At 37.8% G+C, this 15486-nt stretch carries 12 protein-coding genes; 5 read left to right on the top strand and 7 right to left on the bottom strand.

The genetic code is table 11. The features are described from left to right. Positions 1-45: 45 nt before the first annotated feature. From N0B48_RS22005 to ppk1, 7 genes are all read right to left on the bottom strand, one after another. Entirely contained in the window at positions 46-753 is a 708-nt protein-coding gene (locus N0B48_RS22005; protein ID WP_259841585.1) for a barstar family protein, read from the bottom strand. 1 nt (position 754) lies between these two features. Then, positions 755-1582: an SIR2 family NAD-dependent protein deacylase gene (locus N0B48_RS22000; RefSeq protein ID WP_259841583.1), complete on the bottom strand. Its 828-nt coding sequence runs from the start codon at positions 1580-1582 to the stop codon at positions 755-757. Between the two features lie 367 nt (positions 1583-1949). After that, a complete protein-coding gene (locus N0B48_RS21995; RefSeq protein ID WP_259841582.1) occupies positions 1950-4982 on the bottom strand; it encodes a choice-of-anchor I family protein in 3033 nt (1010 codons plus the stop codon). Between the two features lie 142 nt (positions 4983-5124). After that, positions 5125-5280 (bottom strand): hypothetical protein, encoded by a 156-nt coding sequence (locus N0B48_RS21990; protein ID WP_259841580.1) that lies wholly within the window; start codon positions 5278-5280, stop codon positions 5125-5127. Further along, positions 5277-5930: an NAD-dependent epimerase/dehydratase family protein gene (locus tag N0B48_RS21985; protein WP_259841578.1), complete on the bottom strand. Its 654-nt coding sequence runs from the start codon at positions 5928-5930 to the stop codon at positions 5277-5279. The genes N0B48_RS21990 and N0B48_RS21985 overlap by 4 nt, the downstream gene beginning before the upstream one ends. 162 nt (positions 5931-6092) lie before the next feature. Continuing rightward, the gene (locus tag N0B48_RS21980; protein WP_047449612.1) at positions 6093-6977 is read right to left on the bottom strand and encodes a Ppx/GppA phosphatase family protein; all 885 of its coding nucleotides are present in this window, start codon (positions 6975-6977) and stop codon (positions 6093-6095) included. Then, positions 6974-9046, bottom strand: coding sequence for a polyphosphate kinase 1 (gene ppk1 / locus N0B48_RS21975; RefSeq protein ID WP_259841577.1), 2073 nt, complete (start codon positions 9044-9046; stop codon positions 6974-6976). Before ppk1 ends, N0B48_RS21980 begins: the two co-directional genes overlap by 4 nt. Before the next feature lie 298 nt (positions 9047-9344). Here ppk1 and N0B48_RS21970 point away from each other — a divergent pair, with 298 nt between their 5' ends. From N0B48_RS21970 to N0B48_RS21950, 5 genes are all read left to right on the top strand, one after another. Further along, complete coding sequence (locus tag N0B48_RS21970; RefSeq protein WP_259841576.1) at positions 9345-10571, top strand: T9SS type A sorting domain-containing protein; 1227 nt, start codon at positions 9345-9347, stop codon at positions 10569-10571. Positions 10572-10723: 152 nt separating this feature from the next. Continuing rightward, positions 10724-12628, top strand: a complete 1905-nt coding sequence (gene dnaK, locus N0B48_RS21965; RefSeq protein ID WP_259841575.1) for a molecular chaperone DnaK — start codon at positions 10724-10726, stop codon at positions 12626-12628. 326 nt (positions 12629-12954) lie between these two features. Further along, a complete protein-coding gene (locus N0B48_RS21960) occupies positions 12955-14067 on the top strand; it encodes a heparan-alpha-glucosaminide N-acetyltransferase domain-containing protein (RefSeq protein ID WP_259841574.1) in 1113 nt (370 codons plus the stop codon). Between the two features lie 153 nt (positions 14068-14220). Further along, the gene (locus tag N0B48_RS21955) at positions 14221-14553 is read left to right on the top strand and encodes a hypothetical protein (protein WP_259841573.1); all 333 of its coding nucleotides are present in this window, start codon (positions 14221-14223) and stop codon (positions 14551-14553) included. Between the two features lie 200 nt (positions 14554-14753). Then, entirely contained in the window at positions 14754-15272 is a 519-nt protein-coding gene (locus tag N0B48_RS21950; RefSeq protein ID WP_259841572.1) for a thioredoxin family protein, read from the top strand. Positions 15273-15486: the final 214 nt, after the last annotated feature.

The raw sequence follows: 15486 nt of genomic DNA, 5'->3' as shown, positions 1-15486 counted from the left end.
AGATTTAGACTCTGGCGGAAAGCGAAGCTTTCCGCCAGAGTCTTTTTATTCCAGAATCACTTTTATATTGTAATCTGCAAAAACCTGAAGTATTTCATCAAATTTAGTTTTAAATAATTTTTTGCTTCTCTGATGATTTAGCCATTTTAATTCTGATATAGATTTTACCCCAAAATCACCACGCATGCAGTCAGACAAGGCATAAATCCCTCTTCCAAAGTATCCTCCAATACCATTAACTTCTTCTCCTAAAGTACAGAAGAAGCCATCCAAATTGTGAAATTTATTTCCATCGATCTCAATACTGATATTTTCTTTCACTTCATCTATTCTCGTAGTGTGAAGTGCATGGACCAGCCAGCCTTGTAATTCTTCTTTCCTAAAGTTTTGCCAAATATTCTTTTCGATAATTTCATTATTTAATCTCATTTTCATTGCTTTGTGGTAGCCTGGAGGATTACTCCATACCTGCCCTAATAAAGTAATATTATTCTTTTTGGACTTTATTACTCTGATATTGCCGATAAAAGTTCTGGTTACAATAGATTTATCATCAAGAAAACAAATGAAACCATTGTTTTCATAGATCCTTGCAGCATTTTCTATTGCTGATATTAAATTAGGAACATTGTCTACATTAATAAGTTGTAGGGTATGGTAAATAATACCTGCTTTATGTTCAATATTTTTGACATCATCCATATAAGCAATAATCTCAGGTTCTGTTCTAGTATCAAAGGCAAATCCAAACATTTTAATGGGCAATATTTTTAATAATCTGCTTAATGGTTTTTAAGACATCAGTAGACCTTTCTCTGATGATCACTGCGTTTTTTTTATCCCTGATCAGATCAGTGAAATTATTGTCTTCAGTATTAATGTCCACAATGAAAGCTCCATATTTCAAAGCTGTTTCAGCAATAGCTATGGGAAGACTGGTTGCGCCGGAAGTTCCGACAATAAAAAGAATACCGCTGTTTTTGGCTACTTTCAGGGAACCGAATCTCTTATTTGTTTTTTCATCATAATATTCATCAAACCACAGAATATTGGGACGCATCCAATGGCCACAGGTTTTGCAGGTCAGAAGAGAAATATCATTTTCTGTGAGATCTTCTTCAAGGTTTTTGCCTTTTATTTCTTCAGGAAGAGCTATAATTTCCTTACAACCATTTGAGCACTTGATTTCTCTGTTATTTCCATGGATTTCATAAATCCTATGATTTCCGGCACGATGGTGAAGATTGTCAATATTTTGAGTAATCAGATGAAAACGGTCCTGTAGGATATTCTCAATTTCAGATAATTCAAAATGACTTTCATTAGGCGATGCACTTTCAAACATTTTCTTCCGGAAAAGAGAATACTGTAGAACCTCTTCAGGATGTTTTTTAAAATACCTGAGTGTTCCGAATTCTTCAGGCTTATGAAACTGAGTTCCTTTCACCCAGATTCCATCAATTCCCCGATAGGTAGGAATTCCACTGTCGGATGAAATTCCGGCACCGGTAAGAAAAGTAAAAAGATTTCTTCTTTCTTTGTGATAAACTTCTCCGATAATGCTTTCCAGTTGTTCTGTCATGAAAATGATTAAAAGCCTAAATCTACTGAATTTACAGGTCAAAAAACAAAAAAAGCCCCGGAAAATCCGGGACCTCATCAACTGAATTATATTTAAAGTATTTCTATTGGTGTATTAAGATGTCAGATGTCAGATTTCAGACACGAGATATGAGACGTGAGACTTTAGGTTAAGGCTGAGATTGAGAAACGTCAATGGTCAATTTTGCTATACAAGTGAATGGTAGATTCAAGAAACAAGAGCCAAGAACAAAGATTTCAGACATTACTACCAATCAGTAACTGTTAAATACCAATTAACTTTTACACTCTCAAACCCTAAAACGCTCCGACTCTCAAACCCGTACCCCGAATCCCGCAACCTCCTACTATTTTACAATCACTCTTTTCACATGTCCTTCCGAAGTTTTCACAAGATAAACACCCGCAGAAAGTTTTGACGTATCTATGGTTAAAGCATTTTTCTCTTTTCCAAGCATTTTTCCTGATAGGTCATAAAGTTCATAGTCCTGCGCTCTGTTGAAGTACAGTTTATTTCCTTTCATGACAGGGTTAGGGAATACATTGAAGGTTGCTTTCTCAGTCTTAATTTCACCGGTTCCCAATGTTGGAGGAGAAGCCACTTCATACATGGATAATGTTCCGCTGATCTCGTTGGCAATAATGACATAGCCTTTTCCGGTTGTCGTATTTGCCGGGGCGATATAAGTAATCCCTTCAGGACCGTTGTCACCACCATAAGCTGAGGTAGAACGTGAATGTTTATAGTCCGTAAACGTAGGATTGTTAGGATCGGTAATATTATAAACCATTACCCCTCCGGTTCTTTCCAAAGTGATAAACGCGTAAGTCTGCCCATTGATGGTCGCCAAAGCTACTCCTTCCGGTTCAGGACCTTTAGCGCGGCTTCTGTTTTTGGCACCGTTGGCTTCATTGTCTGCATTAAAGATCAGGGGATGATTGGCTGCGATATATCTTTCAAACCGGTCACCGCTGTCATAAACCAATTGTTTGGTATCAGCATTAAAAATAGAGAATGAACGTGCTCCCAAAGCTGAAATTTCTTCAAAATCTGAATCTGTATTTCCCGTCGCACTGGAAACTCTGAATCTGCCTAAGTTATAAGATGCCTTTAAAACAGACGCCTGAGGAAAGAGAGCAGGATCCAAAGTATAGGTATTCGCTCCCACTGTGGTTCTCTCGCTGTATCCTGAAAGATCTTTTTCATCACCTTCATTAGCCGTTACGATATAATTGGTGTTTCCTATCTTGTAATTCTGAACGGCATCCGGAATGTAGTAGGCTTTCACGGGCCAGTTTGCAATCAGTATTTCTCCATTGTTATCTGAGGCATCAAAACCATTACCCGGAAGACTCATATCTTTTTTGCCCAATCCCCAGATTCCGGAAATTGTTTTTGTGGCTAAATTGATTTCAGCCACAGCATTGTTTTCCTGAAGGGTTACCCAGGCTTTCTGACTGTCTGAGCTTACCGTCACATATTCAGGTTCAAGATCCTGAGAAAGTGTATTGTTGGTTCTTACTTTTCTCAATCCTGTGGCGATTAAAGCAGCGGTCTGAGAATCGAAGCTGTTAAAATTAAGCGTCGTGACATTACTTTGGGTAAGATTTCCAATTCCACCAGAGATATCAATAATGCTGATGGTTCCTTCAGGATCTATCGTATAGGCATCATTCGGTTCACCTTCATTGGCTGTGATCACTTTTGTTCCGTCCGGACTGAAAGTGATCATATCAGGAAGGGCTCCCACAGTCACCTGTTTCAGGAAGTTTCCATTAGTGTCAAAAAAGACCACTGAGCCATTCTGCTGCGGATCAGCATTCGGGGAAGCCGTTGCAATGATCCCGTTTTTAATGGCGATACTTGTGATTCCGCCATAAGATGCCATATTCACCGTTTTAACCACAGAAAGAGCATTCGGATTAGTGAAATCAATGATATCAAAAACATCCGTGATCGAACTGATGGTAAATAATTTCTGACTGGCCGGATCATGAACTACAATTTCGGTAGAACTGTTATTGTTTCCGGAAGGATCAAAACTTCCGACATAGTTCAGCTGAATCTGTCCTGAAGGAACCGGCGCAGGTTTATCATTGTCCACAATATAAACAGTAGCTGTATTATCTCCGGAAATCGTTGTCCCGGTTGGATTTTCAAGGCTTACTACAAAATATTCTGCCTGCTGCTCTTCCAATGTATCATCGATGATCGGAATATTAACCGTATAAGTTGTTGTAGAAGGAGTGATATTGATGGTTTGATTGGCTAATGTAAAATCATTGTTGTCGGCAGTACTGAATGGTGCCGGTTTTACCACAAGATTAACCGTAGCAGCCGAAGGATTGGTCACATTGATCTTGAAGGCCAGACTTCCTGCATTTTCATTCACCTTAATGAAGTTTTTGTCCAAAGAAACCGTTGTTCCGGCTGTTGTAAAGGTGGTTGATGTCACTGCTGTAACCCCATTATCACTTAAATCTTCAACCGTATTGGGTTTAAGAGCCAGATAATACGTCTGTCCCGGAATAAGTACAGCCGTAGGAATTATTGTTATTTTATTATTACTGAAAGTGGTTGTGAAGGGAACTGAAGTACCTGATGAATTTCCTACACGTAAGTCTACAAGGTTTTGTGCATTAGAATCGGTGATCGCGGAATTGTCTGTAAGCCTTACATTCTCATTGAAAGAAATCGTTGGATTTACAGTGGTAGAAGCATTATTTGTGTTGTTAGCGGGAAGATAAGTCGTCGTAGGAGGAGTTGTGTCAGTACCTCCAGCGGCTGTGGCGTCCATTGTAAAATTATCAAAACGGTTATTACCAACCGTTCCACCTCCTGTAGCGGAGAATTCTACTTTTAATTTAAAATTCGGGTTATTGGAAACACCTGAAACGGCAGAAAAATCAAAAGTGATAAGCTGAGGATTGGCATCTTGTGGATTGATGGTCTGATACGGAACAAAAGTACTTCCATCCGTTGAATAAGACCATGATTGAGTTCCTGCGCCCTGTCCAGATCGTCTTGTCGTAAATTTGACAACAGCATTCTGATAACCTGTCGTAGGAAGATTGAACTGTAAAGCGCCCCCAATCGGATTGTTGAATCTTAGGTGGGTTCCGGACGGATCGCCGTTTCTTGTATTTAAATTATCAATATTGAAATTTTGTCCGGTACCTCCTGCAAAGTCTATTTCGCTGGTTCCGCCGGCTATGGCAGCAAGAGATCCACTTACCAAAGTGGAAGAGGGTGTCGTGATGGATGCTGCTGATGTATTGGTGTTAAAATTCCAGTAATGGATCAGTGTCTGTCCGAAAAGCCCGCCCTGAAGGAAGAATGCGGCGATGACAGATCCTTTTAATAGATAGTTGTTGGTCATTTTTTACTTGCATTAGATTTATGCAAAAATGAACTTTATACCCCGCAAGTATTTTAATGGAATTTTAATAAATGTTTAACAAACAGGTAACGGTTGCTGTTGAAACAAAAAGAAAAACAGCAAAACTCGTCCTTTCGTTAATTTACTTGCTGACTTTGCTTCCCGTGATATTCATTGTTTTATTTACAGATGTTTTTTCGTCTAGCGGATGTTTCTGCATATAAAAATAGCCTGAAACCGCGGTCAGGACCAGAAGTACAAAAACGACCAGAACAATTCTTTTTACCATATCTCTCATATTGCTAAATTTTTAATGTCCCTGATTTCCAAAACTGATGTGGGGTAACCTTTGTGCACGCCATTGATCATTGCTCTGCCCACTTCGTGTAAAGTTAATGATTTTGACGGTAAAAAAACAGGAAAAATCCAAATAATGGGTTTGAAGAACCATTTTACATGTATTTGACCTTCAACGGGTTTCATGAATCCCGGACGGAAATTAAATGCATTTCTGAAGCCTAATTTTTTCAATGCATTTTCAGTTCTGCCTTTTACCCTTGCCCACATCTGTTTTCCGCTTTCGGTACTGTCTGTATGAGCTCCTGAGACATAATTGAAAACCATGTCCGGATTCTGGTTCAGAACGGCCTTCGCAAAATACACGGTGGTATCGTAAGTGATCTTCGTGTAATCTTCTTCACTCATTCCCACACTGCTGATTCCTGCACAGAAAAAGCAGGCATCATAGCCTTTCAGGTTTTCATCGTTGAGATCTATCGTGAGGAAATCAGGAACTAAATATTCTTTGAGCTTTGGATGTGTTTTTCCGGAAGGTTTTCTGCTTACGCTTAATATTTCTGAAACATTAGGATTTTCAAGGCATTCCATTAAAACACCTTCACCTACCATACCGGTTGCTCCTGTAAGAATTATTTTGATCGGATTCATTTTCTATTGTTGATATTATGCAAGACGTACTAAGATATAGTATTACTTTAAATTTACAGAAAAAAAATTACATTTTAAAAGATATATTGAAGCACAGTTTTTTACATAAAGCAAAAACCAGCCAAATGATGACCGGTTTTTAGAATATACTGTGTAAGAAATTTATTTTTTTTCGTGCAGCTGACTGAAAATATTGTGGATCAATCCATCTGCTACGGAGATTTTAGGAACAAAAATCCTGTTGATATCCGACCATGACATCACATTATTGAAAATTCTCAAAGCGTGAACAAGAACATCCGCCCTGTCTTCTCTGAGGTTATGCTTGGTCATTCTTTCTTCTACAGAAAGCTCATTGAATTCTTTGTAGACCTTTTTAAGATGGGCAAGTGTCATCGGTTTTCCGTCTTTGGTTTTGCTCATCGAGAATACCTTATTGATATTCCCTCCAGAACCGATAGCCACGATGGGTCTTTTGCTGACGATATTATCTTTAATCTCATCCTTCATTTCCTGCCAGTTTTCAGGAGTTACGAGATTATTCAGAAGTCGGATGGTTCCGATATTGAAAGATTTTTCGTACACCATCTTTCCGTTTTCGTAAAAAGTAAGCTCTGTAGAACCTCCTCCAACGTCAATGTATAAATAGGCGAATTCTTTATCAAGGCCTTCTGCTACATGGTTTTCATAGATCAGTGTTGCTTCTTCGTCACCGGAGATGATCTCTATATTGATTCCTGAGGTTTCCTTAACCTGTCGGATGATTTCATTTCCGTTCGAGGCATCTCGCATGGCGCTGGTGGCACAGGCACGGTAATGCTCCACTTTATAAATCTTCATAAGGTCGCTGAAAATTTTCATCGAATCGATGACCATTTTTTCCCTTTCCTCACCGATCATGCCCATGGTAAATACATCCATGCCCAGTCTCAGAGGGATTCTTAAAAGATTAAGTTTTATAAATTCAGGTTTTCTGTTGCTGATCTTTACTTCATTGATCAGAAGTCTGGCGGCGTTGCTTCCTATATCTATCGCTGCGATCTTCATTTTTTGCTTGTTTTAGCTTTTAAATATTTGTAGGTTTCTATTTGAGAACGGCATTCCTTTTTATCATTCCTGACATACTCGTTGCTCAATTTTTTGTCTAAAATACGAGCTTTTACGTTATCTCTCAACTGAATGTCCAGAATATCTTTCAATTCCTTCTTCAGTTCCTTGTCTGTGATCCTCGCGGCAGCCTCAATTCTGTAGTCCAGATTTCGGGTCATCCAGTCGGCAGATGAGATGTACATGTCTTCTGCGCCTTTATTGTAGAAATACATTACCCTGGCGTGTTCCAGGTATTCGTCCACGATGCTGATCGCTTTTATTTTTTCTTTAAATTCTTTTTGATTCACCGGGCAATAGATTCCTCTTACAATGGTTTTTGTAATGACTCCGGCATAGGCAGCTTCGTAAAGCTTTTCTATCAGGGCTCTGTCACTCATAGAATTGGCCTTGATGATGATCTCAGCTTTTCTTCCCGCTTTGGCTTCTTCAATCTCCTTATCGATGTGGTGAACAATCTTTTCACGCATAAATTGCGGACAGATCATCAGGTTTTTGCAGGTTTTCAAAACCGGTAGAAAATCTTCTTTCGATTTTTTCAGGACATTAAATACTTTATTGATATCTGCCATGATGCCACGGTCGGCTGTCATCAATAAATGGTCGCCGTAGATTCTTGCGGTTTTTTCGTTAAAGTTTCCGGTACTTACAAAACCATATTGGAGCGTTTTATTGTGAGCTCTTTTTTTAATGATACAAAGTTTGGCGTGTACTTTTTTATTCGGCAAACCTACAAGAACATTAATTCCTTCAGGTTCAAACATTTCTTTCCACTTCAGATTGGATTCTTCGTCAAATCTTGCCTGAAGTTCCAGCATAACCGTTACTTCCTTACCATTTCTTGCAGCGTAAATCAGGGCATTACTGATCTTTGAGTTGCCGGCAAGACGGTACGCTGTAATTTGGATTGATTTTACATCAGGATCCATGGCTGCTTCACGGAGAAGATCAATCACAGGATTGTATTTATGGTAAGGGAAGGACAGGAGAACGTCTTGTTTTAAGATAACATCCGTCACTCTTTCGCCGTGTTCAAAAGCCTGATGGGTAAAAGAAGATCTCTCCACAGGTCTTGCGTAGGTTTCGAACACGTCCGGGAAATCCATAAAATGTTTGAAATTGTGGATTTTTCCGCCTGGAATGATACTGTCTTTTTTCGTTAAATTTAATTTTCGGATAAGAAGTTCCAGCAGAGCTTTATCCATATCTTTATCAAAAACGAAACGGGTAGGTTTTCCCTTTCTTCTGTTTTTAAGTCCTTTTTCTATTTTTTCTGCGAAGTTGGTCCGGATGTCATTGTCCAGTTCCAGTTCGGCATCTTTGGTTACTTTGAAAGCATTGGCGGCAAATTCGTCATAGCCGAAATAGGAGAAAATATGCGGAAGGTTGAACGTAATGACATCTTCCAGCAGCATCACATTTTTTTCTTCCGGATCTTCCGTTGGCAACAGGACAAATCTTCCCACAAAACGGGATGGAATTTCAATAATCGCATAATTACTGGAATACTGCCAGTCCTTTTTTCTCATGGCAACTCCCAGGTAGAGACTTTTATCTCTTAAATAAGGCATCGGTGTATTTTCATGAAGCAGAATAGGAATCACATTGGATTCTACCACTTCATCAAAATACTGTCTTACAAATTCCTTTTGCTTGGCAGTGAGGTTTTTAGCATTTTTAATAGACACTTTAAGGCTGGCCATTTCAACCTGAATGTTTTTCCAGGTCTTGTCGAAATTCTGCTGCTGTCTGATCACGATTTCGTTGATCCGCTGAAGAATTTTGGAAGGTGGCTGATAGAAAGATTCTGCAATTACTTTTTCTTTAAAATCCATTGCCCGCTTTAATCCGGCTACACGCACCCTGAAAAACTCATCTAAATTGTTGGAGAAAATTCCAAGGAAACGTATTCTTAAATGTAAAGGAACATTTTCGTCCATGGCTTCCTGTAAAACCCTTTCATTGAAAGCAAGCCATGTAATATCTCGCGGATTAAAGTGTACTGACATTCTAAAGTGTATATTTTATCAAAAATAGCAATTCATGAAGTTCCGGTCTCTATTTTCAAGGTTAAACTTTGATTAATTTTTTAACGGAATCATCAAAAAATGTATTTTAATGAAGATATTGTCATTTTTAATTGTTAATTTTTTATTAATATTTCATCGAAATTTGAATTTTATAAAATTATCAATAAACATATATGAAATCTGTTGTTTTACCTTTAGTAGTCACATAAAAGGGAAAAAATTTCGAATTCAGATTTAATAATATATTTATATTTGTTTCATATAAATTTAAATAATCATGAAAAAACTTTTACTATTGTCAGTTGGCTTATTGATGGCTAATGTGTACGGACAGCGGGAATGTGGAACCACCGAAAAGATGAATGAATTCTTTGCAAGAAATCCACAGGCTCTGGCAAAGAAACAGGACCTGAGAAATTATCTGACGAGTAAAAATACAACAGGGAAGAATGTACAGAACGTTATTACTATTCCTATTGTAGTGCACGTTTTGTATAAAAATGGCACACAGAATATTTCTGAAGCTCAGATTGCATCACAGATCGCCGTACTTAATAATGACTTCAGAAAACTGAATGCTGATTTTAACACGGTAGTTCCAGCCGTATTTCAGCCTATGGCAGCAGATATGGAGCTTGCGTTCTGTATGGCTACAAAAGATCCGAGCGGAAATTCTACCAACGGAATTGAAAGAAAATCTGTGGCTTCCAATTTTAATTTTGCTGATAATTATTATCAGGCTTCGGGACTTACCGCCTGGGATCCTACAAAATATCTGAATATATGGGTAGGAGATATGCCAAATCCGTATTTAGGATGGGCTTATTTGCCGGATGCTGCCGGATATCCTGAAGATGGTTTAGCTATTGGGTACAAATATTTTGGAACTACCGGTGCTGCACAGTTTCCATATAATGGAGGAAGAACTGCGACTCATGAAATAGGTCATTATTTTGGACTTCTGCACCCTTGGGGGGAAGACGACAGTCTTTGCGGAACAGCTGATAATAATGACGGATGTGCGGACACTCCTGCTACCAATAATCCTTATTTCGGGGGGAATGTTTTCCCGGACAATACCAATACATGTACACCTTCAGATAATGGTGCTATGTTTATGAATTTTATGGATTATGTTACAGATACAGAGATGGCACTTTTCAGCAATGATCAGAAAACAATTAAAACCAATACCATGTCTGGCCCGCGAGCAAGTCTTCTGAATTCAAACGGATGTGCATTTTTAGCGGTGAATGAAGTGGAAAAGGCAAATTCTATCAATTTATTCCCGAACCCTACTACACAGTATATTTCGATAGCATCACCTTTGGCAAAAATCAATGAAGTTGAAATTTTCAACGCTGAAGGACGATTGATGAAAAAAGCGGTCATTAAAAACGAAACTGATAAAATTGATGTAAAAGATTTTGCCAGCGGAGTATATTATGTCAGAACCTACAACGGAAAAGATTTTGTCAAATCGATGAAGTTTATCAAAAAATAAGTGAAAATATTTCCAATATTAGTTCAATTAAACCCCGATTCAGTCGGGGTTTAATTTTTAATATGTCATTTTGTCACAAAATAGGAGATGGTACAGATATTGAGAAATTGAGATTGTAAATTAAATATAAAAATAGAAAAAATATAAATATTATGAGTAAAATAATTGGAATTGACTTAGGAACAACCAACTCTTGTGTTGCTGTAATGGAGGGGAAAGACCCTGTTGTTATCCCTAACGCTGAAGGTAAAAGAACAACTCCGTCTATTGTAGCATTTACAGAAGATGGTGAAAGAAAAGTAGGGGATCCTGCAAAAAGACAGGCTGTAACGAATCCAAAGAAAACTGTATACTCTATCAAGAGATTTATCGGTACTCATTTTAAGGAAGATGCTAAAGAAATTTCAAGAGTACCTTATGAAGTAGTAGCAGGACCCAATGATACCGTAAAAGTAAAAATCGACGACAGAGAATATACACCACAGGAAATTTCTGCAATGACACTTCAGAAAATGAAGAAAACTGCTGAAGATTACCTTGGTCAGGAAGTAACAAGAGCAGTAATCACTGTTCCCGCTTATTTCAACGATGCACAGAGACAAGCTACTAAAGAAGCTGGAGAAATTGCAGGTCTTATAGTAGAAAGAATCATCAACGAACCTACCGCTGCAGCTTTAGCTTACGGTTTGGATAAAAGCCACAAAGATCAGAAGATCGCTGTTTATGACCTTGGAGGTGGTACTTTCGATATCTCTATCCTTGATTTAGGAGACGGTGTATTCGAAGTATTGTCTACAAATGGTGATACCCACTTAGGAGGTGATGACTTTGATGATGTGATCATCAACTGGATGGCAGATGAATTCAAAGCTGAAGAAGGGGTAGAATTAAAAACTGATGCTATTGCTCTTCAGAGATTAAAAGAAGCTGCTGAAAAAGCAAAAATCGAGTTATCTTCTTCTCCTCAGACTGAGATTAACTTACCTTATATCACAGCTACAGCTACAGGTCCTAAACACTTAGTGAAGACTTTAACTAAAGCTAAATTCGAGCAGTTAGCTGCTGATCTTGTAAGAAGATCTATGGAGCCGGTAGCAAAAGCGTTGAAAGATGCAGGTCTTTCCACTTCTGATATCGACGAAGTATTATTGGTAGGAGGTTCTACAAGAATTCCAATCATTCAGGAAGAAGTAGAAAAATTCTTCGGTAAAAAACCTTCAAAAGGGGTTAACCCGGATGAGGTAGTTGCTGTAGGAGCTGCTATTCAGGGAGGAGTATTGACAGGAGACGTAACAGATGTATTACTTCTTGACGTTACACCGCTTTCTTTAGGTATCGAAACAATGGGTTCAGTATTTACTAAATTGATTGATGCCAACACGACGATCCCAACTAAAAAATCTGAAGTATTCTCTACAGCTTCTGACAACCAGCCGGCTGTAAGCATCAGAGTAGGACAGGGAGAAAGAGCAATGTTCAACGATAACAAAGAAATCGGAAGATTTGATCTTTCTGATATTCCACCTGCACCAAGAGGAGTTCCTCAGATCGAAGTAACTTTCGATATTGATGCTAACGGTATCTTGAACGTTTCTGCTAAAGATAAAGGAACCGGAAAAGAGCAAACGATCAAGATTCAGGCTTCTTCAGGTCTTTCTGACGAAGAAATCGAAAGAATGAAGAAAGAAGCTCAGGAAAACTCCGTAGCTGATGCTAAGAGAAAAGAAGAAGTTGAAATCTTAAACAAAGCTGACGGATTGATCTTCCAGACTGAAAAGCAGTTGAAAGAATTCGGTGATAAACTTTCTGCTGACAAAAAAGCAGCAGTAGAAGCAGCTCACACAGAATTGAAAGCAGCTTTCGAAATTAAAAATGTTGACGATGTAAAAGCTAAAACAGAAGCTTTAGATGCAGCATGGATGGCCGCTTCAGAAGAAATGTATGCAGCTGGACAGCAAGCTCAGGGTGGAGACGCCGGAGCAGGTGCTCAAAATGCTGGAGCTAACGCAGGAAGTGCAGATGATGTACAGGATGCAGACTTCGAAGAAGTAAAGTAAATAAGTGTAAGTAAACCTTACTTTTAATTATACAACCGCAGTAAACCTGGTTTACTGCGGTTTTTTGTTGTGAAATATATTAGTCATTTGAGCTGAATATATAGGGAGTAATAGAATGATAGTTTGATTATTATTAATAAATATTCATGATAATTTAAGAATGAATAAATTATAATTTACTTTAAATATGTATATTTGTTTTTATTTAGAATAAATAAATATTGAAATTAATAATTAAAATGTATACACTATAAAACGGGAATCGTATAATCTCAATCAATTAATCACGACCCGTTTTGTAGCCCTTATTAAAAACTTAAAAAACTATGGAAAAGCTTAGCAAAAGAATTGCAGCACTGGATTTAATCAAAGGAATGAGTGTAATCGGCATGATTATCATTCACACTTTACTTATTTATGCGAACGTAAAGTCGCAGTCGGAGACCGTTATCGGTAGCTTTATTGTCTTTCTGGGAAGAGGAACTTCTATTTTCCTGATCTGTATGGGGATCACCTTTATGACGTCAAGTCATCAGAGTCTTAAAAGCTCAATTAAACGGGGCGGTTTACTTTTATTAGCTGCTTTCTTCATGAACTTTATGAAGTTTATTGTTCCTGCAGTTCTGGGTTTCGCTCCCGATAATTTTATTCAGAAATATGGATGGCACGGCCCGATAGAACAGCAGTATATGTATCTGGTCATGCTGGGAGATATCTTACAATTGGCCGGAATTTCTTTACTGTTTGTAGGCTTTATCCGCGAATATGTGAAAAATAAATATGCTATTCTGGCTATCGGATTGCTGATCGCATTGGTATCCAGAGAAGTCAGCGGAACTATAATTGATTATCCCGTTATCAACTATATCACAGATCTTTTTTTCAGCAATGATTATCCTGCTTACATCTATTTTCCGGTATTTCCGTGGATGTCTTTTATTATCATCGGGATGTTTTTTGGAAAATGGTTTCTGGAACTTAATCATGACAGCAGGAAGTTATTCAGGAATATGCTGTATGTAGGACTGATATTCGTAGCTATTGGGGCTCCTTTGGTTTTTGGATTTGATGCCTATAATTACAATGGTTTTTATCATATGGGTCCCGGAGGTGTTATCTACTTTGCCGGATGGACATTGATTTTCCTATGGATTATTTTCAGAATCACCGCAAAAATGAAAGATAATAAGTTCACAAGTCTTTTAAAATACTGCAGCAGAAATCTAACTTCAATGTACATGATCCAGTGGATCTTAATTTCATGGGGAAAAGGGATTTTCGGATACAGACAGCATGGCATCGGATCCGTATTACTGTTGATCCTACTTTACATGATTCTTACATTCTCAGTTCAGAAATTACTGGATCTCTTAAAAAAGAAAAAACCGGTGATCGTTCTTGAACAGCCTATTTTAGTAGATGAAACTGTCCTGAAGTGATCAATTTGAACATATTGAAGGAGATGATAAAGAAAGAAGGAATGGAAAACGAGGTTATAGTTTTTCTTCAATTGGATTAAATTATTTTCATGTCATACAGGTTTGGCTTGTTTTATGTTATATTTATCAAACTAACTTAAAAAAAAAGACAATATGAAAAAGAATGTATTGACCTTATTAGCGTTCGGTTTATTTGCAACAGCTGTTCATGCTCAGGAAACGGTAAAACAGGAAGCAAAAAATGTAGGTACTGCCATTGAAAAAGGGGCAAAAGCAACAGAAAAAGGAGTTAAAAATGGGGCAGAATGGGTTGGAGACAAAACTAAAAAAGGAGCAACAGCTACAAAAAAAGGGGTTAAAAAAGGCACAAAATGGGTTGGTAAAACAGCAACCAAAGGTGCGAAAAGCGTTAAAAAGACCGCTGTAAAAGGTGCAGATGCAGTTGCAGATGGTTATAAAGATGTAAAAGCAGATTTGAAAAAATAATTTTTCAGGAAAAATATAAAAAACGACTTCAACAAAAGAAGTCGTTTTTTTTTATACAAAGGCTCAAAGTATTAATAATAGAATGACATGAGATTTATATCTTTTATGTACTTTAAAAGAGTAAGACATTGAAGGATAAGTAAAAGATATCACAAGAAAAATAGCTAAATTCGTATCAGTAAATCCAAAACAAAATTTAAATGAAATTTTTTAAAGTAATCCTTGTTGCCTCTTTATTTCTGTTTCAGCTGAATGCAGCGCAGGAAAAGGCAGATACAGAACTGAACAAAGCGCTTACAGAAGCTAAAGCTCAAAAGAAAAATGTTTTGCTCGTATTCCATGCTTCATGGTGCGGCTGGTGCAAACTGATGGAGAAAAATATGAACCTTCCTGAAACAAAACCGATCTTCGATAAGAAATTCGTAACCACTTACATCGATGTGCAGGAAAGAGGAGAAAAGAAAAAACTTGAAAATCCGGGCGGACAGGAACTGATGAATAAATACAAAGGAGAAAATGCCGGACTTCCTTTCTGGCTGATCCTAAATCCAAAAGGAGAGGTGCTCGCCGATTCTTTCGATAGCAAAGGTGATAATCTGGGATCTCCCGCAACCCCTGATGAAGTGTCTACATTCATGGCCAAGCTGGAGAAAAGCTCAAAAATGAATAAAGAAGAACTTCTGACCATTCAGAAAGTATTTGTGAAAAAAGATAAATAAAAGAAACTCCCCGGATATGATGTCCGGGGAGTTTTTATTCAGATGAAAAGGTTAAAAGATTGGAAGCTGGAGGATGGAAGTTACTATTGGCCAGTAAGTATTTAACCATTCCTTTTAAATGTATTGAAGTCGTTTTTAAAAGGTAATGTGGTCAAAAATAGTTGGTGTTTTTTAGCAAAATAATTCGTAATATTTCGCAGTTGATTGGAAGAGG

It is taken from the genome of Chryseobacterium herbae (assembly GCF_025154075.1).
GTDB lineage: Bacteria > Bacteroidota > Bacteroidia > Flavobacteriales > Weeksellaceae > Chryseobacterium > Chryseobacterium herbae.
Note: the sequence above shows the minus strand (reverse complement) of the source record. Positions and strands in the feature narration are given on the sequence as shown.